The sequence below is a fragment of the Streptomyces sp. NPDC058632 genome, assembly GCF_042717095.1.
Lineage (GTDB): Bacteria > Actinomycetota > Actinomycetes > Streptomycetales > Streptomycetaceae > Streptomyces.
The window spans coordinates 1-19501 of the sequence record NZ_JBHXQZ010000026.1; the positions used below are offsets into that span (position 1 = coordinate 1).

Annotated in this window: 19 protein-coding genes, 1 tRNA gene and 3 pseudogenes; 8 read left to right on the forward strand and 15 right to left on the reverse strand. The window is 68.1% G+C overall.

The window, feature by feature from the left end:
* Positions 1-631: 631 nt before the first annotated feature.
* Positions 632-1174: a hypothetical protein gene (locus ACFWVE_RS12475; RefSeq protein WP_384011775.1), complete on the reverse strand. Its 543-nt coding sequence runs from the start codon at positions 1172-1174 to the stop codon at positions 632-634.
* A 206-nt stretch (positions 1175-1380) separates the two neighbouring features.
* On the opposite strand from ACFWVE_RS12475, the gene ACFWVE_RS12480 reads away from it, so the two are divergent.
* Positions 1381-2229: an aldo/keto reductase gene (locus ACFWVE_RS12480; RefSeq protein ID WP_384011777.1), complete on the forward strand. Its 849-nt coding sequence runs from the start codon at positions 1381-1383 to the stop codon at positions 2227-2229.
* Positions 2230-2781: 552 nt separating this feature from the next.
* Here the strand turns inward: ACFWVE_RS12480 and ACFWVE_RS12485 are convergent.
* From ACFWVE_RS12485 to ACFWVE_RS12510, 6 genes and pseudogenes are all read right to left on the reverse strand, one after another.
* Positions 2782-3771, reverse strand: coding sequence for a polysaccharide deacetylase family protein (locus ACFWVE_RS12485; protein ID WP_384011780.1), 990 nt, complete (start codon positions 3769-3771; stop codon positions 2782-2784).
* Positions 3772-3808: 37 nt separating this feature from the next.
* Complete coding sequence (locus ACFWVE_RS12490) at positions 3809-4780, reverse strand: glycoside hydrolase family 11 protein (protein ID WP_384012076.1); 972 nt, start codon at positions 4778-4780, stop codon at positions 3809-3811.
* A gap of 888 nt (positions 4781-5668) precedes the next feature.
* Positions 5669-6013 (reverse strand): annotated as a pseudogene (locus ACFWVE_RS12495) (DUF308 domain-containing protein); the annotation flags it as partial.
* A gap of 325 nt (positions 6014-6338) precedes the next feature.
* A complete protein-coding gene (locus ACFWVE_RS12500; protein ID WP_384011783.1) occupies positions 6339-6542 on the reverse strand; it encodes a hypothetical protein in 204 nt (67 codons plus the stop codon).
* A gap of 156 nt (positions 6543-6698) precedes the next feature.
* Positions 6699-7232 (reverse strand): hypothetical protein, encoded by a 534-nt coding sequence (locus tag ACFWVE_RS12505; protein ID WP_384011786.1) that lies wholly within the window; start codon positions 7230-7232, stop codon positions 6699-6701.
* A gap of 16 nt (positions 7233-7248) precedes the next feature.
* Positions 7249-8889 (reverse strand): MFS transporter, encoded by a 1641-nt coding sequence (locus tag ACFWVE_RS12510; RefSeq protein WP_384011789.1) that lies wholly within the window; start codon positions 8887-8889, stop codon positions 7249-7251.
* 620 nt (positions 8890-9509) lie between these two features.
* Here ACFWVE_RS12510 and ACFWVE_RS12515 point away from each other — a divergent pair.
* The 4 genes and pseudogenes from ACFWVE_RS12515 to ACFWVE_RS12530 all read left to right on the forward strand — a co-directional run bounded on the left by ACFWVE_RS12515 (position 9510) and on the right by ACFWVE_RS12530 (position 10768).
* The gene (locus tag ACFWVE_RS12515; RefSeq protein ID WP_384011793.1) at positions 9510-9779 is read left to right on the forward strand and encodes a type II toxin-antitoxin system Phd/YefM family antitoxin; all 270 of its coding nucleotides are present in this window, start codon (positions 9510-9512) and stop codon (positions 9777-9779) included.
* The gene (locus ACFWVE_RS12520; RefSeq protein WP_384011796.1) at positions 9769-10236 is read left to right on the forward strand and encodes a type II toxin-antitoxin system VapC family toxin; all 468 of its coding nucleotides are present in this window, start codon (positions 9769-9771) and stop codon (positions 10234-10236) included. Before ACFWVE_RS12515 ends, ACFWVE_RS12520 begins: the two co-directional genes overlap by 11 nt.
* A 48-nt stretch (positions 10237-10284) precedes the next feature.
* Positions 10285-10445 (forward strand): annotated as a pseudogene (locus ACFWVE_RS12525) (type II toxin-antitoxin system RelE/ParE family toxin); the annotation flags it as partial.
* A pseudogene (locus ACFWVE_RS12530) lies at positions 10445-10768 on the forward strand (helix-turn-helix domain-containing protein). The pseudogenes ACFWVE_RS12525 and ACFWVE_RS12530, both read left to right, overlap by 1 nt.
* Positions 10769-11170: 402 nt before the next feature.
* Here ACFWVE_RS12530 and ACFWVE_RS12535 read toward each other — a convergent pair.
* Both ACFWVE_RS12535 and ACFWVE_RS12540 read right to left on the reverse strand, forming a co-directional pair.
* On the reverse strand, positions 11171-11617 hold the full coding sequence (locus ACFWVE_RS12535) for a PIN domain-containing protein (RefSeq protein ID WP_384011801.1): 447 nt from the start codon (positions 11615-11617) through the stop codon (positions 11171-11173).
* Positions 11614-11880 (reverse strand): hypothetical protein, encoded by a 267-nt coding sequence (locus ACFWVE_RS12540; protein ID WP_384011806.1) that lies wholly within the window; start codon positions 11878-11880, stop codon positions 11614-11616. The genes ACFWVE_RS12535 and ACFWVE_RS12540 overlap by 4 nt, the downstream gene beginning before the upstream one ends.
* 454 nt (positions 11881-12334) lie before the next feature.
* Here ACFWVE_RS12540 and ACFWVE_RS12545 point away from each other — a divergent pair.
* Positions 12335-13143, forward strand: a protein-coding gene (locus tag ACFWVE_RS12545) for an IS5 family transposase (RefSeq protein WP_384011809.1) whose coding sequence is annotated in 2 segments (ribosomal slippage) — positions 12335-12679 and positions 12682-13143 — 807 coding nt in all. Because the reading frame shifts where the segments join, the coding sequence is not laid out codon by codon here.
* 343 nt (positions 13144-13486) lie between these two features.
* Here the strand turns inward: ACFWVE_RS12545 and ACFWVE_RS12550 are convergent.
* A complete protein-coding gene (locus ACFWVE_RS12550) occupies positions 13487-14707 on the reverse strand; it encodes a lipase family protein (protein ID WP_384011812.1) in 1221 nt (406 codons plus the stop codon).
* A gap of 983 nt (positions 14708-15690) precedes the next feature.
* Between ACFWVE_RS12550 and ACFWVE_RS12555 the strand changes: the two genes are divergently transcribed.
* Complete coding sequence (locus ACFWVE_RS12555; RefSeq protein WP_384011817.1) at positions 15691-15963, forward strand: hypothetical protein; 273 nt, start codon at positions 15691-15693, stop codon at positions 15961-15963.
* Complete coding sequence (locus tag ACFWVE_RS12560; protein ID WP_384011823.1) at positions 15960-16388, forward strand: type II toxin-antitoxin system VapC family toxin; 429 nt, start codon at positions 15960-15962, stop codon at positions 16386-16388. Before ACFWVE_RS12555 ends, ACFWVE_RS12560 begins: the two co-directional genes overlap by 4 nt.
* 87 nt (positions 16389-16475) lie before the next feature.
* Here ACFWVE_RS12560 and ACFWVE_RS12565 read toward each other — a convergent pair.
* The 5 genes from ACFWVE_RS12565 to ACFWVE_RS12585 form a co-directional block, all read right to left on the reverse strand.
* Positions 16476-16550 (reverse strand) — tRNA-Arg (locus tag ACFWVE_RS12565).
* Between the two features lie 301 nt (positions 16551-16851).
* Positions 16852-17469: a DUF4145 domain-containing protein gene (locus tag ACFWVE_RS12570; protein ID WP_384011828.1), complete on the reverse strand. Its 618-nt coding sequence runs from the start codon at positions 17467-17469 to the stop codon at positions 16852-16854.
* Between the two features lie 375 nt (positions 17470-17844).
* On the reverse strand, positions 17845-18342 hold the full coding sequence (locus ACFWVE_RS12575) for a hypothetical protein (protein ID WP_384011833.1): 498 nt from the start codon (positions 18340-18342) through the stop codon (positions 17845-17847).
* A 337-nt stretch (positions 18343-18679) separates the two neighbouring features.
* Entirely contained in the window at positions 18680-19066 is a 387-nt protein-coding gene (locus tag ACFWVE_RS12580; RefSeq protein ID WP_384011838.1) for a hypothetical protein, read from the reverse strand.
* Complete coding sequence (locus tag ACFWVE_RS12585) at positions 19060-19488, reverse strand: ATP-binding protein (RefSeq protein ID WP_384011843.1); 429 nt, start codon at positions 19486-19488, stop codon at positions 19060-19062. The genes ACFWVE_RS12580 and ACFWVE_RS12585 overlap by 7 nt, the downstream gene beginning before the upstream one ends.
* Between the last annotated feature and the right edge of the window lie 13 nt (positions 19489-19501).

Below are 19501 nucleotides of genomic sequence, written 5' to 3' on the forward strand. Positions count from 1 at the left end.
ACTTCACGGTGCCAGTAGCCATGTCATATCTCCTTCGGGGGCAGTGAATCGGTGCCCGCACTGCGCGGACACCGTGTCGCCGCGATGATCACCCCGCCGGAAAAAGACCGGTGCCAAAAAACACTTCCAGTGGCGCAAAAGCCGACTGAGGGGAGTTTGGAATTCGGGAACCACACCTGCAACTGAGATCGACAGTAGCACGATCTGGCGGTCGGTGTACGTTGAACAATTCCGCTCTGTTCGTTGCTGCAAGGAAACTGCTCGCACGTTCCGTAAAACTCTCGCTCCGCGGGTGCAGATATGGTGGTGTACAGACCTTGCTGATCCGTGAATCCCCGCGGACGGCGCGGACGGCGCGGACGGCGCGGACTGTGACATCCTTGGCGTCCCACTCGTGGCCCACGTCTGGCTGCGCGAGCGGGCCCGCACCGCTTTGCACCACGCATGCGAACCCGCGGCACCCGCTTGAGGAGTTTCCCCGGGTGGGGCTGTGCCTGCGCAAAAAGCACTGATGGGGTGTCTGGCCCGGGAAAACCGTGCTCCGTGGTTCTCCCGTGTCCACGGGCTTTCCCGACCCCATGTGTGCCGGATCCGTTCGGGCGGGAACTGCCCGCAGCCACACTCCCGGGCATCACAGGTCACCGCCGCTGCCCGGACGGCCGTGCCCCGCCGGGGTGCGCGGCCATGTCGAGCGGGAGCATGGCGCCGCGGTCGGGGGTGCCGGGTTCGGCGGTGCAGACGCCCACGCGGTGGCCGGGGTGCCTTCGAGGGCCGTGCCCTGGAAGACGAGGGTGACCGTGCCGACCCGGGGGTGTTGGAAGGCCCTGGTGGCGTGCTTGCGGCCGGTGACCTCGTAGCGCTCCCACGGGCCCGCGAAGTCGGGACTCCTCAGCAGCAGTCCGCCGACGAGCCGGGCGAGGTCGGGGACGTCGGGGCCGGGGTCGGGGCCGGCCAGGGCACGCAGGCGGGCGACGCAGCCGCGGATCCGGTTGTCCCCGTCGGGGAAGACGTCGCGGGCGGTGGAGCGGCGGGGCGGCGGGGCGGCGGTGTGGAGGAAGGGGCAGCGGGCGAGAACTTCCGGCGTGACCTGGCGATCGCCGACGAGGTGCAGGCCGTCGCCGCCGAGCCGGGCGCCACGCCGGCACAGGTCGCGCGGGCCGGGCCGCTGACCCAAGGTGAGGACATCGCCCCCTTCCTGGCACCGAGCGGGTCCACCGAGTGGAGGAGAGCACCGCCGCCGTCGACGTCCGGACGGCCCCCGAGGTGCCCGACAGGCTCAGCGGCATGCCCCCGGCCGCCGGGGAGACCCGCCCGGAGGGCGCCCGGCAGATGCTCGAACGCCGGCCTTCGCCCCCGAACCTTCGTCCGCAAGGAGCCACCATGCAGACCGTCACCCTGAACAACGGCGTCGAGATGCCCATTCTCGGCTTCGGCGTCTACCAGATCCCGCCCGAGCAGACCGAGCAGGCCGTCAGCGACGCCCTCGCCGCCGGCTACCGGTCCCTGGACACCGCGGCGGCCTACGGCAACGAGGAGGCCGTCGGCCGGGCGATCCGCAGCAGCGGCATCCCGCGCGAGGACCTGTTCGTCACGACCAAGCTGTGGGTCTCCGACGCCGGCGAGGACAGGGCCGAGCGCGCCGTCGGCACCTCGCTGCGCAAGCTGGGCCTGGACCACCTCGACCTGTACCTGATCCACCAGCCCTACGGCGACGTCTACGGCTCCTGGCGGGCCATGGAGAGCCTGCACCGGGAGGGCGTCATCCGGGCGATCGGAGTCTCGAACTTCTACCCGGACCGGCTCGTGGACCTCATCGACCACAACGAGATCACCCCCGCGGTGAACCAGATCGAGACCCACCCGTTCTTCCAGCGGACGGCGGACCAGGACCTCATGCGCGAGCGCGGAGTCCAGATCGAGTCGTGGGGCCCGTTCGCCGAGGGACGCAACAACCTCTTCACCGACCCGCACCTGAGCCGGATCGCCACCGCGCACGGAAAGTCCGTGGCGCAGGTCGTGCTCCGCTGGCTCATCCAGCGCGGTGTCGTCGTCATCCCGAAGTCGGTGCGCGCCGAGCGCATGGCGGAGAACCTCGACGTCTTCGACTTCGAGCTCACCGGCGACCAGATGGCGGAGATCGCCGCCCTGGACACCGGGGCGTCACTGTTCTTCGACCACCGTGACCCGGTCATGGCCGGCCGGCTCGGCAACGTCACCCTCGATTCCTGAACCACCCGATGGAAAGCCCGTGACGGCCTGGAAAGCCCGTGACGGCCCGGAACGGCCCGGGCCTGGGGAAGATCGGCACGGCGGAGGAGCCGAGCCTCCGGTCCGCCTGTCCGGGGACGGGTGGAAGCGTCCCGGACTTTCCCCGCCGGACCGCAGCCCGGTCACGGTGACCGTCCCGGCCGCGCTGTACCGGGGGAGCAGCTCACCTTCCCCTTGCGCCCGGCCCTCGACAACGGGCTGAGCCGAAAGGAGCCGGCCGAAGCGCCGACGCACCCGGCCTTGGAGGTTCGCATCACCTCCTGATCCGGGAACGGCCGGTCCTCGGGCGGCGGGCACGGCACGCCTACGCACACGCCCACACCCACACCCACACCCACGTCAAGGAGGTGCAGGGAACTCCGAGGACCGGTCTCCCGGGGCATCACGTCTCGGGGCGGCCGACCCCGCCGCCCCGACCCGACCGAAACGGCGGGGCGCGGCTGCAGGCCGGATGGCGCGGCGGCACATGGCCGCCGCGCCGCGGTAACGGTGTTTCCTCGGGCGTTCTCGGGGTCAGTTCGCGCTGCAGGAGACCGTTGGCCAGGTCCGGTTGCCGTTGTGCTGGATGGTGACGCCCCAGTTGTTGCCGTTGCCGTTGCCGTTGGGTTTGGCGGTCAGTACCTGGGAGCTGGGGTAGGTGGCGCCGACGTTCCAGGTGGAGAGGACCTTCGCGGGGGAGGGGACGTTCATCGTCGCGGTCCAGTTGCTGGAGCCGGTGACCGAGACGTCGAGGTTGTACCGGTCGCTCCACTGCTGGCCCGCGGACAGGGTCGCGCTGCATCCGCCGTTTCCGCCGCCGTCCCCGCCGCCACCGCCGTCGGGTGCCACGGCGCGGCCGGTCTGCGGCGAAATCATTCCGGCGCACAGGCCACGGCCGGCCAGCCCCTGCGCGATCCGCGGAATCGCGGCGAGCGAGTTGGCGGACCAGTCGTGCATGAGCATGATCTGGCCGTTGGTGAGCCGGGCGGCGGCCTGCACGATCGCGTCGGTACCGGCGCCGTTCCAGTCCTGCGAGTCGACGTCCCAGATGATCTCGGTCAGACCGTACCTGGCCGCGACCGACTTCACCGTCGAGTTGGTCTCGCCGTACGGCGGACGGAACAGTTTCGGAGTGCCGCCGCCCCCGTTCGCGATGGCCTGCTGAGTCCGGGAGATCTCCGACTCGATCTGAGCCTGGCTCTGCTGAGTCAGGTGCGGATGGGTGTAACTGTGGTTGCCGACCCACATGCCGGCATCGACCTGGGCCCGGACCTGCGCCGGGTTGGCTGCGGCGTACTGGCCCTGGTTGAACATCGTGGCCCGCAGCCCGTTCTGCTTGAGCGCGTTGAGCAGGTTCGGCGTACTGCCGGACGGTCCGTCGTCGAAGGTGAGCCCGACATATCCGTTGCAGGCCGCGGCCTGGGCCGGGGCGGCGTTGACGGTGAGGGTGCTCGCGGCGGCCACCGCGACGACGGCCAGCCGCGCGACCAGGGAGCGTATCGAGAGACGCGGTCCGGTTCTCATACGGAGTGGTCCTCCTCCGGCATCGTTGAATCGGGGGTCAGTTCGTGCTGCAGGAGATTGTTGGCCAGGTCCGGTTGCCGTTGTGCTGGATGGTGACGCCCCAGTTGTTGCCGTTGCCGTTGCCGTTGCCGTTGCCGTTGGGTTTGGCGGTCAGTACCTGGGAGCTGGGGTAGGTGGCGCCGACGTTCCAGGTGGAGAGGACCTTCGCGGGGGAGGGGACGTTCATCGTCGCGGTCCAGTTGCTGGAGCCGGTGACCGAGACGTCGAGGTTGTACCGGTCGCTCCACTGCTGGCCCGCGGACAGGGGCGCGCTGCATCCGCCGCCTCCGCCGCCACCCCCGCCGCCACCGCCCGAACCGGTGCCTCCCACCGTGATGTCGGAGCTGCCGCTGCTCTGGTATCCCTCGGTCGCCATGATCATGTAGTAGTTGAAGCTGCCCAGGGGCATTCCGGCGCGGGTCCAGGCGTCGAAGTGGTTGCCGGTGGTGATGGTTCCGCCGGTCCGCTTCGACTGCCGGACGCTCCAGTACTGGTCGAAGGTGCGGGTGCCCTCGACGGACGGGGCGTTGTACCGCGTCGTCTTGTAGATGTCGTACGTACCGCCGTCGCTGGTGACGGTGCCCATGAACGTTCCCGTGGGCCGGTAGGTGCCCCAGTTGTCGACGATGTAGTACTCGACGAGCGGGTTCGACGTCCATCCGTAGAGCGTCAGGTAGGCGTTGCCGGACGGATTGAAGGTGCCCGAGTAGGTCACGGCCCTGCGCCCGCCGTTGGCCCAGCCCTTGCCGGCGACGAAGTTCCCGGTGTCGCGCCAGGAGGTGCTGTAGGTGCCACCGGAGCTCAGGGTCATGGAGACCGTGCCGGGTGCGTCGGTCCAGAACGAGTAGTAGTAGCCGTTGTCGGTGCCGGTCTGGTTCGTGGTGACGACCGTGTCGGCGTGGGCGGTGCCGGGCAGGGCGACCGAGGCCACAGCGACCAGCACGGTGGTGCAGAAACTGCTGATGAGCAGCCTGAAGCGGCCGAGCGGCCCGAAGGCGGCCGTGTCTGCGGCTCGCGTGGTGTGCGGGTACGTCGTTCATGTGCGTGCTTCCTCCTCGTCCTCGTGAGGCCGGTGGGGGATCAGGCAGCGTGACACGACTCTGCGGAGCAGGTGACGGCGACCGCTCGTGCGTCGCGGCCGGACTTGGCCGGTCGCGGGGGTGCTCGGCGACCGGAGGACCGGGACACGGTGGCGACCCGGCTCGACAGTGAGGGAGCGCTGTCGATGGCGAACAGTTTTGATGTGGGCCCGTCAACTGTCAATAGTTTCGGTAATGATCCCAAAACATTCGCTCACGGCAGGCCCTGCGGACGCGCCTTTCACCTGGTCCGACTCGTGCATGCCGACCGGGTTGAAATCGATCACTTGAATCGACCGGATTCGAGACCAGGATGAGAGATCGATTCTCCGAATGTTTCGAAGATCTTTCCGATCCGTGGTGCGGAGTGTGGGCCGGGGCCGGACGTGATCATCGTCCGTCCCTCCATCGGGTGAGCGTGCGCAGACGGCCCGGGGGCGTGGCCCCCAAGAGGACTCTGAACCACGAAAAGGGACCCCTGTTCGAAAACGGGAGGTCCCCCACCCCTTCCTGCCCGCTGCGCGACCTGCGTCCCGGCAGGATTCGAACCTGCGACACCCGTTTTGGGAGTTTCCCTGGGTAGGGCTATGACCTGCAAAGATGCTGGCTGCAGGATGTCTGGCCGGAGAGAACACCCCTTCGTGGTCCGCACGTGCTCGCGAGGTTTCCCGACCTCATGTGCGCCGAACCTGTTCTGGCGAGGGCCGACGGAAGATGAGCCGGTGCAGGGACTTGCCCCGGCTGTCGTCAGCGCCGGTTCGACCGTCGACGCACGGTGAGGACACACCCAGAACGATGCCGCGGTGCGGCAGGTCCTCGGCAGCGAGGGCTGTATAGAGGGTGAGGATGCCGGACACCAGCCAGACGACCCCGACGATCAGTGGGAGCGCGGCGATCGTCTGCAGCGGGTTGCGCAGACACAGCACCCCTGCCAGGACGTACAGCACGGCCAGCAGGAGGCCGGGCAGCCGTTCGTGCCCCTGACGAGTGAAGACGGTCGCGAACCGGAACGCCCCGGTCAGCAGCAGGTACAGGCCGATGAGGACGGCCAGGACGTGCAGGGTTCCCTCCGGCCAGACGAGTATCAGGACGCCCGGTACCAGCGTCGCGAGGGCCGAGCCCAGGAGTCAGGTCCAGGAACGGCCGAGCCGGTCGAGTACGTGTGCGGGATCGCCCGTCGGGTCGGGGGCCGCACCGCCGGGCCGGTGTGCCTGACCGGCGGTCGACGCATCACGCGACAAGGCCATGGCTCCTCCTCGCGAGATCGGGCGGCCGCTTCCGGACCGGCGACGGGCAGTGTGTGAGTGGCGCGGTAGGGGACCTGACCGCTCCAGGTTCCCGCCCGTCACCGAGGCCGGGATCACCCACTCAGGGTGATCCGTCGACGGCACCGAGGCAGTGAGAGGGCGGCCGGCCCGATGCGGAGGGCGGGCCGGCACACACCACCCGTCACCGTTGGTCCGGCAGCTGCCGCATCTCCGTGACGTGCAGCCCCAGCGACTGGCAGCGCGTCAGCAGCCCGTACAGGTGCGCCTCGTCCACGACCGTGCCGAACAGGACGGTCTGGCCGGGCATCACCACGTGGTCCAGCTCCGGGAACGCGTTCGCCGGCGTCTCCGACAGGTGTCCCTCGACTCGGATCTCGTAACGCACGAGCGGTCCCTCCACGGACTTGCCCGGACACCTTCCACGGACCGGCCCAGGACAGGCGGTCGGTACCTCCCCCTCGAGCGTCCGCCGTCGTACCCCTCGAGTTCCTCACCCGGTACAGGTGACTCGACGCCGACTCGACGCCGACTCGGCACTGACTCAATGCGTAAGAACGATCTTGAAAGCGACGATCAGCAGGCCGAGCAGCAGATTGACCGCCGCGGTGGTGGCCACCAGCCGTCGCGAGGCACCGGCGTGGCGTGCCGCGGCCACGGACCAGCCCACCTGCCCGGCGACGGCGACGGACAGCGCCAGCCACAGGGCACCCCGTACGTCCAGCCCCAGGAACGGGCTGACGGCGACCGCCGCGGCCGGCGGTACAGCGGCTTTGACGATCGGCCACTCGTCACGGCACACGTGCAGGATCACCCGGCGGTCCGGAGCCTGTTGCGCAAGGCGCGCCCCGAACAACTGGGCATGGACGTGCGCGATCCAGAACACCACGCCCGTGAGCAACAGCAGCAGCACCAGCTCGACGCGGGGGAACGATCCCAGGGAGCCCGCGCCGATCACGACCGAGGCCGCGAGCATGGAGCCGTAGACGCCGCCGGTGTAGTCCGCCCGGGCCCGGCGTTCGGCCCGGTGCGCCCGCCGGTCCGTGGCCCGCCCGATTTCGGCCCTGCTCCTGGACACCGGTGACTCCCTCCACTCAGCCCGTCGCCCCGGCCGCCCCGGTCACCCCGGCCGGAGTGGCACCGGAGCCGGGCTCGGACGGACGGCCTGCCCGGGCGGTCGGCAGGTGCGGGGTGACCAGGAAACTGGCGAGAGCGACGCCGCCCGTGGCCAGAATCGCCGCCTTCAGACCGTCCAGCTGGGCGGAGGCGTAGGAGTCCGCGACGGCCTCCACCTCGGACGGCGGCAACCCGGCCCGCTCGGCCGCCGAACGCACCTGCTCGGTGGAGACGAAGGTGACCCCGGCCTCGAGGCGGACACCGACCTGCTCGCGGGTTTCCGCGGACAGCCGCGGGTCGTCGGCGACCTGGGTGGTGAAGGCCTGGGCCAGCGCGCCGACGAGGATCGAACCGATGAGCGCGGTGCCCAGTGCCGAGCCCAGGTTCTGGGCGGTGAACTGGAGCCCTCCGGCCTCGCCGCGTTCCTCCTCGCCGACGCCGGACTGGACGACATTGCCGAGCTGCGAGGCGAGCAGACCGACGCCCACGCCCAGCAGGGCCATCGCCCCGGCGAACTGCGCGTCGTCGATGACCGGGTCAATGGTGGCCAGCAGCCACACGACGGCCGCGGCCAGGATGGCCAGGGCCAGCCGTACCACCCGGCGTGGCCCCATCCTGCTTCCCAGGGAGGACGCGCACAGGGAGGTCACCAGCATGGTGGCGGACACCGGCAGCAGGCGCAGCCCCGTCTGGAACGCGTTGAAGCCCTGTACCACCTGGAGATACAGCGGGATGGCGAAGAACAGTCCCAGCAGGATCAGATTCTGGCTCAGCAGAGTCATCAGGCCGGCCCGCAGCACGGGCCTGCCCAGCAGGGACAGGTGCACCAAGGGATCGTTGCCCCGGTCTTCCCGCCGTCGCTCCCAGTACCGGAAGACGGCCAGGACCGCCACGCCGGCGCCGACGACGAACAGCGTCGGGGCGAAGCCCAGGACGGTGAAGGGCGGGTTGCGGGGCTGCACCCAGCCCCAGGTGCTGCTCTGCAGTACCCCGAGCACGCCCAGCCCCAGTCCGGTCGCGGAGAGCACCGCGCCGACCCCGTCCAGCCGGGGCCCGGGTCCGGCCGGGGCGGGGGTCGCGATCATCCGGCGGCACAGCAGGACGGCCACGACGACCACGACCTCGCCGGCGAAGACCAGCCGCCAGGTGAGGTAGGTCGTCATCCAGCCGCCCAGCAGCGGACCGACCGCGATGCCGGCACCGGCGAGCCCGCCGATGACCGCGTAGGCGACGGCCCGGTCCCGTCCGCTGTAGGACTCCGCGACGAGGGCCGCCATGGCAGGCAGCACCATGGCGGCCCCAAGACCTTCGATGACGGACCAGCCCAGCGTGAGGACCCACAGCGTGGGCGCCACGGCGGTCACGGCCGAACCGACACCGTAGACGGCCAGCCCCGTGAGGAACATGCGGCGCCGCCCCACGATGTCCCCGAACCTGCCACCGACGATCATGAAGGCCGCCATGACCAGCGCGTACAGGGTGATGACGGCCTGGATGGCGGTGACCTCGGTGTCGAAGTCCTCGACCAACCGACTGATCGACACGTTCATGACGGAGGTGTCCAGGACCATCAGGAACTGGGCCGTGCCGAGGACCACCAGGGCCCGCCAGTGCTTCACGCCGTCCCACCTCGCCGAGTCGGCCCGGTACGCCGGAGCGGAGACACCGGGCCGGTGACCGGTACACGCGTGACCGGTGCACGCCCACCGCTCCTGCCATCGCCTCCGGCATTCCCTCCATGGCACCCGAGGCGGGCGCCCCGCGCCTCACCCTCCACGGGGGAGAGCCGCCCCGGCGCTGCCCCGATACGGGCGGGCGCGTGCCGCGCGCGCCCCCTGTCCATTGCGGCAGCGGCCGCACCTCGGCCGGCCGCTCGATTTCCTCGGTCCCCTCCCACTCGTCGAGCACAAGGAGCCGGTCATCGACGAGACGGGTGGTCGTTTTCCAGCCGAGACGGCTTTCTGCCTCCCGGGCGGTGCACCGGACGTCGGGCAGGGACGTGACCTGCGGAAACGGCGACCCTGGGGTATCCGGCCCGGAAAACACCCCTCCGCGGGTTCTCGTGTGTTCGCAAGGTTTCCCGGCCCCATGTGCGCTGGATCCGTTCCGGGAGGGGGGTCGCCCGTGACGCCGGCCGGCCTGCCCTGGTCGCTCACTGTGTTCACGGCCGAAGGCTTGTCGGTCCAAGGCTTTCGACATGGAGTGCTACCTGGTAGCACCCGGTGCTACCGTGGTGGGTATGAGCGTTCAGCCCGAAATCACCCAGCGGGATCTGCGCAGCCGGTCCCGAGAGATCATGGACGCCATACAGGGCGGCCAGTCGTTCACCGTCACCCGCGACGGACACCCGATCGGTGAGCTCGTCCCGCTGCGCCGACGCCGTCGGTTCGTCTCCCGTCAGGAGTTCGCCGCGATGTCCAGGACCGCTCCCGGCATCGACCTCGACACGTTCCGCGCCGACCAGGACGCCACGGCCGACACCTACCCGGACGATCCCTATGCCCGCTGACCGCTCGGCGTATCAGCAGGGACTCCTCGACACCAACATCATGATTCTGCGCCGGTGGGTGGCCCCCGAGGAACTGCCGGACGAAATGGCGATCACCGCCGTCACCCTGGCCGAGCTGTCCGCCGGTCCGCACGAGGTCCGTCGCGACGACGAACGGAGCGGCTACGACGAACACGCCGAACGTGCCCGCAGGCTCGACGTCCTGCAACGCGCCGAGAACGAGTTCGACCCCATCCCCTTCGACGCCGACGCGGCCCGTATCTACGGTCGCATCTGTGCCGCGGTGATCAGCGCCGGCCGCAAGCCGCGCCGCAGGGTGGCCGACCTGATGATCGCTGCCATCGCCGTGGCCGAGGACCTTCCCCTCTTCACCACCAACCCCGACGACTTCAAGGGGCTGGACGACCTCCTCACGGTCGTACCGGTCACCCGCCCGAAGGTGCCCCACGAAGGCTGACGCCAGGGCGCCGGTGCGGTGGGAGCGCAACGGACTTCGTGGGGCGAGCACTGGCTCGCCCCCAGACAGCGGATCGTTCTGCTGACGGTGTTCCGTAAGACGAGGATCGTGAGGCGGCGGAAGTCGAGCGTGCGCATCAGGCCCAGAAGATCTGCGAGGCCGAGCACGGCCGGGCCGAGCACACCTACGATCGGCGCAAGGAGAGTTGATGAATCACAGCACGTGGAGGACGCGCCGGGCCCGGCGGTTTGAGGGTGAGGCGGTGGAGTACGACCAGGAGTACGTCGACGCGCGGCTGGCCGGCGACCTCGGGCAGGCGGTCTACGACCGTCGGATCGAACTCTGCCTGTCCCAGACCGAACTGGCCGAGCGGGCCGGAATGACGCAGTCTCAGGTGTTCCGGATGGAAGGCGGCGACACCGTGCCCACTCTCCCGCTGCTGTGACGCCTGGCCGAGGCCCTGAACGAGACCCTGAACCTGGCCATCGACGAGGGCGACTCCCGCGTCACCTTCACCCCGCACACCACCTGAGACCGGGCCCCGCCCGGTCCGTCGAGGACGCCGTCGACCCGAGTCGGTGCGCGTCGTGGATGCCTTGCGGATGAGTTGATCGGACGAGCCTGCCGCACGCCGACGGCTTGGCCGTGAACGTGCCGGGCCTGTCGCGTGGTTCGGGATCATCCAGTGGCGAGTCGCGTGATGCGGCGCCGGCCTTAAGTGGCGCACTCACACTTCTTCGGTCGCGGGGGACGCGGGTCTGCCCCGCCCTGGCGCTGTGCCGCGCGTGCGCAGGCCCTCCCGCGCGTGGTTCTCACAGGTTCACGGTGCTTCCCGTCCCCATGTGTGCTGAATGCGTGCCTGTGGGTGCTGTTCGACGAAAGCGTGGTTGCTCGGGGAGCCGACGAGTGGCAGGAGTGAGGTGCGAGCGTCTCGTCACACCTTTTCGACTCGCACGGAGTGTCCCGCGAGGAACTGATTCATGTCGTCGGTGTCGGAGGTGAAGACGGTTGTCTGAGCTCCCCGCGCGGCTTCCCGCCCGGCCACGGCCGCCAGAATGGCGTCGATGGCGTACTTGTGCCCATGCAGACCGGCTGCTTTCAGCATCTCGCGTGCCATGGCGACCACCTGGTCGTCCGTGTGCACGATGCGGATCCGGGACAGCGTCCAGTTCCACAGTGCCTGCCTCGACGTTTCGCGAGGGTCCCATGCCTCCAAGGTGGTGAGCGCCGAGGTGACGATCGGGATGTCGAGCCGCGGAGCTGTCCTGATCAGCGCAGTCATCTCCCGATCGCCCTGAACCGCCTTGGAGAGAGCCTCGGAGTCGAACACGAAGACGCGCTGGCGCGGCCGGTGCAGCTTCGTTCGGGCGGTGCGGCTCACGCGGCCTCGTCCGAACCTGCTCGCTGCTCGTCATGCCAACCGTCGATGGCGGCGATGCGGTCCAGCGCTGCCTGCTGCTCGTCGTCCGTCACGGCGCCGTGCTCTTCTTCGAGACGTTCGGCCAACTCGCGCAGTCGGTCCATGGCGTCCTGATGGGCGGCGGCGGCCGCGATGTAGCCGGACACCCCGCGTGCGTCGACGCGCTCCCTGATCGATTCCACCAGCTCTTCCGGCACGGTGATGGTGATCTTCCGAGTGGCCATACTTCAAGTATGCCATGCTCTGTACGGCGTGGCCCGCTCTTCTCGAAGGAGCCGGTTCCGGAGCGCAGGAGTGCGAGGGATGCCCACGACCCCGGACACGGCGAAGGGCCGACCTGAGAGGAAACCCCTCCTGAGCCGGCCCTTCTTCTGTGCCCCCGGCAGGCTTCGAACCTGCGACACCGCTTGAGGTGTTTCCCTTGAACGGGGCTGTGACCTGTGGAAACGGCGGCCCTGGGGTGTCCGGCCCGGGAAACACCCCTCCGTGGTTCTCGTGTCTGCGCGGGGCTCCCCGGCCCCATGTGCGCTGAATCCGTTCCGGGAGGGGTTGCCCGTGACGCCCGCAGGCCTGCCCTGACCGCTCGCTGCGTTCACGGCCGAAGGCTTGTCGGTCCAAGGCTTTCGACATGGAGTGCTACTTAGAAGTCATCTCATTTGGCTCGGTAGGCTGCCGACCATGGCAGGGATCGTTGAGCGACTGGTGCCGGACGAGTTGTGGGAACTGTTCCAGCGGGTGGTGCCGGAGGCGCCCTCACGGCCCCAGGACGGCGGCCGGCGCCGGCACGGCGACCGCGAGGTGCTGGCCGCGATCGTGTTCGTGGCCACCTCCGGCTGCACGTGGCAGCAGCTTCCCGCCGCGTCCTTCGGGCCGTCCGGCGCAACGGCCCACCGCCGGTTCACCGAGTGGGCCAAGGCCCGGGTGTGGGCCAAACTGCACCGCCTGGTCCTGGACGAACTCGGAGCCCGCGGCGAGCTGGACTGGTCGCGCTGTGCGATCGACTCGGTGAACATGCGGGCCCTGAAAAGGGGGAGCTGACGGGTCCGAATCCTGCCGACCGGGGCAAGTACGGCTCGAAGATCCATCTGATCACGGAGCGGACCGGTCTGCCCCTGTCCGTCGGAATCTCCGGCGCCAACGTCCATGACAGCCAGGCCCTGATCCCGCTGGTGAAGGGCATACCGCCGATCCGGTCCCGCCGCGGTCCCCGCCGACGCAAGCCCGCAAAGCTCCACGCCGACAAGGGATACGACTACGCTCACCTGCGGCGATGTCTGTCGAAGCGGGGCATCCGGCATCGCATCGCCCGCAAAGGGATCGAGACCTCACAGCGGCTCGGACGACACGGGTGGACGATCGAACGCACCATGTCCTGGCTCGCCGGCTGCCGCCGACTCCACCGCCGCTACGAACGCAAGGCCGAGCACTTCCTCGCCTTCACCAGCATCGCCTGCACCCTCATCTGCTACCGACGACTCGCCAAATGAGATGACTTCTTAGGAGAGAGGCTGGGGTGCCGTACCGGTGACCTGGAGCTTCGATGACTGGTGAGATGTCCAACAACTCAACCTGTCAGACACTCTTGTTGACCGTGGCTGACCGTAATGGCAGCGATGCGTGCTGAGCGTTCTGCGTCGAATCCCACTGGCCCCGCCTTTCTGGTGTGGCCCGCAGGCTATCGCCAGGTAGGCGGGGTGCGCTGGTCCGTTTAAGCGGCCTGGGCGACGGGTGGACGGAGAGCGAAGGGTCTGCCGTCGCGCAGGAGGGCCGGCGACGAACAGCGCGGTCGGGTGCACCCTTCGCCCGACTGGCCGTTGGCGGTGGCGCGCTTCAGTCGGTCTTCGCCGACTCGTCGAAGAACCTGACGATCCGGGGCAGGGCTTGCCGCACCGATCCGTTGTGGTCGTATTCGCCGACGTCGGTCAGCCGGTGTGCGGCGCCGTTCCTCGTCAACTGGTTGGCACAGTAGGCCGCGTGACTGATGTCGACGTCCTTGTCGCCCCGACCATGGAAAATCTCCACCGGTACGTTCGGCCGCCAGTCGCACGTGTTGTCCATCGGACGCAGTTTGTCCTTCAGGACGCCGTCGGGCTTGCGGATCCTGTTCAGGAAGTCCTCGGTGAACAGGTCCTTGGCGAACGCCGGGAGTTTGCCGACGATCTCATCGGGGGTGTGATGGCCGTCGAAGAGACCCTCCACCTCGCTGTCGTAGGGGGAGCGGAAGACGTCGCCGGGCGACGTGTAGAGGCCGTACATCTTGTTCCAGGCGGTGACGAAGTAGGCGAGGTAGATGCCGGATTTGTCGATCTTGTCGTCGGCCGCGGCGGCCTCGAAGGCCGAGAGGTTGTAGGGGCCGCTGACCGGGGCGAGTGCCCCCAGCCTGAAGTAGCGGTCGGCGCCCTCCTGCTGAAGCGCCCGGCCTACCAGCATGGTCGCGGGGCCGCCCTGCGAGAACCCGCTGACCTGGACCTTCCGCTTCAGCTCCCGGCCGTTCCGGTGGGCGAAGGTCCGGGCTGCGCGCAGGCCGTCCACCGAGGCCCCTACGGTGGCCCGAGGGTCACCGTAGGGGTGGAAGCCTTCGCCCGAGCCGAGGCCCACGTAGTCGGGTGCCGAAACGGCCCGCCCGGTCGAGGCGAACAGCAGGGCGACGAGCCGGTCGTTCGACTTCGGATTCTCCGAGGCGACGTCCTTGCGGTAGACGGTGGTGCCGTGCAGCCAGGAGACGGTGGACAGGTGGCGCGCCCCGTTCTTGGGCAGGACGACGAGCTGGCTCGCGGTCGTGGGGGCGCCCGCGCTGTCAGTGGTGCGGTAGGTGACCCGATAGGCGGTCACGCCGTAGCGGACCTGAGAGGAGTCGATCCTTCCACGGAGTTCCCCGGCCACTTCCTCCGCTGTGAGGTCGGCCGCTTGCTCGACGGAGACGACGGCCCCGCCTTGTGCCCGCTCGCTGTGGGAGCCGGCCGCCGCCGAGACCGGAGCCACCAGGGCGGACACACTGCCGAGGACCGCCGCGCCAGCCAGAATCCGGATACTTGTTCGTCGTAAAGTCATGGATGGATCATGCCCGTCGGCCGCTCTGCTGGGACATGGAGCGACCCCCCGGACCGCAAGGGGGAAACCCCCTCGGGGTCCGTAGGGGATACCGGATGGTGCGGGGGAGTGGACCGTACAGTTCGGCAGCGGATGGGTCGGGCCGAGGGCGAGGGTCACCAGGGCTTCGTCCGGGACGTCGATGGGCGGTGCTGTGTCACGCGACCCGTCGGACATGCCCTGAGGGATGGGGCTCGAGACCTGGTGGCGCGTAGTGGCACGCGTGTGGCACGACCCCCGGAATGTCGAAGGGCCAGCCGCGGAGGAGACTCCTCCTGAGCTGGCCCTTCTCTCTGTGCCCCCGGCAGGATTCGAACCTGCGACACCCGCTTTAGGAGTTCGATCCGGGTCCGCTCCGACGGCTGGCGTCGATTGGTGCGACAGCTGGGCAGAGACACTGGCGTACGCCCCTGTTCGGCGTCGTTGATGTCAGCCGTGGATGTCAGAAGCTTTGTGATCCGCAGCTCTCTCCACATCGGACAGTGACGGTCGTGGCGGTTGCGGCATAGCCCTTCGAGGTTGCCACTGGGCGGTCGACAGCTTCAGGGGATCGGTACCCCGTCCAGGAGCACGGCCACCACTGTGTACACCGGGACGGCCAAGGCCACGACCAACCCGGCAAGGCAGCCCCGTATGGTCAGTCGCATGCTGGTTCTCGCGTAGTCATCGCTCTTCGGCACGTTCATTTCCAACAGCGAGAGACACCGATCTCTTTGCCCAGGGGGTGTGGACTCCGCGTGGAGTCCAGTGGCACGCGTGTGGCACGACTCCGGACACGGCGAAGGGCCGGCCCGGGAGTCCGTTCCGGGTGGCCGTCGGACCGATGACGAGCCCCGGACTGGACGGACGCCCGCTCCGGTCACAAAGGTGTGAGCGGGTGGGCGGGAACCCGTAGCCTGGGATCGATAGTGCCACGCAACCTGATCAGTGCGGAGGGGATGCCGATGACCACAGCTCCCAGCGGTGTGCCTCACCCACCGTCCCAGTCGCCGCATCCGCTGCGGACCATTCGCGACATCCGGGAGTCCTTGCCCGAGGACCAGCGTCGGCACTTCGACACGGAGCTCGCCGACACGGAGATCGAGGCGCTGCCCGGGATGCTCCACCGCTGGGTGACGCTGAGCAGTGACGGCTTCGAGGAGTTTCTGCTCTCCGCTCCCTTCGAAGGGCTGGAGTTCGGCGCCCGTTCCTACGATGAGCAGCCGGACGCCGAGTGATCTACCTGCTCGACACCAATGTTGTCGCCGAACTCACCACCCGGACGAAACCGGACCCGCGCGTCATGGCCTGGTTCCGGTTCACGGCCAGGCCCAACCGCTTCCTGAGCGTGATCACCGTTGCCGAGATCGAGGCAGGAGTAGCCGCCACCCCGGATCCCGTACGACAGGCCCGTTACGCCCGAGCGCTCGCTGCGGTACGGCACGAGTACCGCGACCGCATCGCGTCGATCGGCGAACCGGAAGCGGCCGCCTACCTCATGATCCACAAGACGCTCAAGGCCGCCGGCGCCGGCATTGACCCGCCGGACGCGCTGATCGCCGCCACGGCTCTGGCCAACGGCTGGACGGTAGCCACCCGCAACATCAAACACATGGCCCGAACCGGGGCTCTGATGGTCAATCCGTGGGAGCAGCAACTGTAAGTCGAAGGGCCCCTCACATATATGCTGCAAGGTCGGAGACCCTGCTGCCCGCTCGAACGGCAGGACCTCCGACCTGCTTTTTCTCTGTGCCCCCGGCAGGATTCGAACCTGCGACACCCGCTTTAGGAGAGAGGCTGGGTGATCTCCCTCCTGAGCTGCGGCTTCACCGGCCAGGAAGCGGGCGGGTACTCGCCCATGAGGCACCGGTGTTGACCGTGGCTGACCTCTGCATCTGGCACGGTTGTGGCACGAACCTCAGCCGACGACAGTCAGCCACGACGGTGGGTGCGCCGACGAACCAGGCGCGCGTGTGCCTCGCTGCACCTCCCACCAGTCTCAGCCACGCTGCCAATGCCTTCGACCAGAGCAACCCGTGACGGCTGGCCCGTGACGATGACACCGGAGCCCTGCCGTCTGTGCTGCAACCGGCCGTACCGTCGGTTCAGCGATCACGGAATCAGTGTCACCCAGTGACCTTTTCAGGCGACTGCCTACGGTTCTGGAATTCCTCGTACTTGGCTGTGAAGACGTAGATGTAGTTCAGAAGAGCCTCGGCAAGAGACAAGGCGTCTGCTGCGTCTTCCCGGCTTACCGATTCCTCGCTGAAGTGTGCGCCTTGATTGCCAAGCACTCGTAGCGCCTGTGCCCAATCGAACAGGCGGCCCTCGATCTTCCCGTCATCTCGGAGTTCCTGGAGGGCCTGGAAGAGGGCTTTCTTCGTCGTGCCTTGCTGGATGCACATGCCTTCCAGGGTGCGACGGACCATGACTGCAGCGGCCGTATACAGCTTGGCATCGAAGCATGCACGCGCTTCGATCAGCTCACGCGTTATCGGCGTTGGGATTCCCTGAGCGAGTGCGGCAACCTGCGGCCACAACCGTTGAGACTTATCTGAGTCGTCAGATTTTACGGGATCTTGCCAAAGCTGAGGTTGTCTGCACGCCCCACAGCCGAGGAGGGTGTAGCGAGTCGGCGAGAGGCCTTGATCTGGATGGGGAACGTCGTCATACGTGACCCATTCATTCAAAAGGGACGGACCCTCGCAGTGTGGACACTCAAGCAACCGACTAACTTGGCTCATGTATGCCCCCGGATCTGGCCCATTGACTTGCTGAGCCTAGCGTGACTGCCTCAGCCACGAGGTACCCCTTTTCTGAGATCTGGCGGCTGATTGCTGTGCGCGGCACGGGCGCCGGCCGGGCTGGAGCGGGGCGGAGACAGGAGCGCAGGCCCGGCCGGGGGCCGGGCCGCGCGCGGGGAGCGGAGCGAGCCGCCTTGAACCAGTAGAGAAAGTTGTAACTCAGCCGGTCCGCTGGGGTGATCGGCTTGAAGGCGTGTGCGCAGGCTGGGAATTTCCGCACCTCGGCGCTGAGCGAGTGACAGGAAGATCGCCCGTCACGTCGTCCATGCGATGCGGCGCAGTGCCTCGCCGTATGCCTGAACCTGCTGCTCTACTTCAGCTTGCCCGGACGTCGTTGCGGATCTTGTCCACTTCGCTGGCCAAGGCGTCAAGGTTCACATCTTCGGGCTTGACCGTCGGACGCAGTACCTCGCTCACCGTCGCGACCGTGGAGGCATCAGCCCACGTGCACGCCGCTTCTACCGTATCGAAGTCCACGTCAGGCATCCGCCGAGTGGTCACGCGGCACTGCAGCGGCTCTTGGGAGCCGGGCGGGGTGATAGTGCGGGGTCCGACCAAAGGGACCGGTCCGTTGTCGCGGCGATCCAGTACCCGAAGGAGTTCATCACGTGCCGTCACCGGGCTCAGGACGGTGCCGTAGACCCCGGTGACCGACAGGACCAGCGCCTGAGAGCGGTCGGAAACGGGGTCGTAGGCGCCAAAGGCAGCCGTTGGCTGCTCGACATGCCCCGACATCAGTTCAGCCAGAGTCTCGTCCGGGTCAGCCGCATCACGTTCACGCCGATAATGGCCGTCGGCCAGGCTGTCCGGCATGACCAGCCGGTGGTATGCCGGCACCGTCTGCTGCTGTTTCGGGGATGACTGAGCGGTGTCCGAGCCAGCACCGCTGCCGCATCCGGCTGTTGCCACTACTGCCGCTATGACAGCCGCCCATCCTGTACGCCTCACCACAAGACTCCCTGTTGATACAGCAGTAGATGACCATGACAGCTTTGCAGACCTGACCGTTGCAGAGGGCACTAACCGGCCTCTCCGAAACTCCTCGATGCATGCCCTCGTGAAAGTCAGCGCGGTAGGTGGTGAAACCCGCCGTCTACCGTGCTCAGCCACATCCGGCAGGTAGACATCAGGCATCAACGAGCAACGGCGACTAGAGATCAGTCTGTTGCGGTTTGAACTCATATGCGCAAGCTGGTAGTGCAGCCCTGCTTCGGTGTACGAGGGGCAGGAAGATCACTGGCCGGATCGTCCACGTGATGCGGGTGGTGAAGAAGGTGACCGACACGGTGCAGGGCTCGGAGCGCAGGAGGGCCCGTCGGGTGTCTATGCGGCCGTCGTACAGCCACTGCCATGCCTGCTCGGATGCTTCCGGGTCGAATGCCGGTGAGATGGTGCGGAGGGCGACGGCAACCCAGCGGTCGGCCTGCGGCGCCGTGTAAGCGTCGAAGGATGCCCGGAGTACCAACCCGCCCTCGTCGGTGAGGTCTTCGGTCCAGCACTCACACCAGTAGCCCCGGCGGGCTTCGTCCTTCAGCACAGGTGGTCTCCCGGTCGGGTGCCGGTGAACAGTTCCGCGGTGACCGTGTAGCCGCCCTCGCTGCCATGGACGACGACCCGGTGGGCCAGTGCGGTGACCATGCCCAGGCCCCGGCCGTGTTCGGCCTCGCCGTCCTGGTGCTCGGCCTTCGGGGCCGTGCCAGTTCCTCCGCCGTCTGTCACAGACAGGGCGATCACCTGCCGGGTCACCGCGAGGGCCAGGTGGAAGCTGCCGGATTCCATTCCGCTGGCCGTGTGGAGGATCGCGTTCGCGCTCAGCTCGCTCACGATCAGCTCGGCGTCGTCGGCCAGGGGAGATCCGCGAAGGATGTCGCGGGTCCAGCGGCGGGCCCGGCTCACCTCTTCCGGAAAGCCTGGGCAAGTGAGTCCACAGACCCGGGCGGTGCTCGTATACTCGTGCATACAAGTTCCTTCA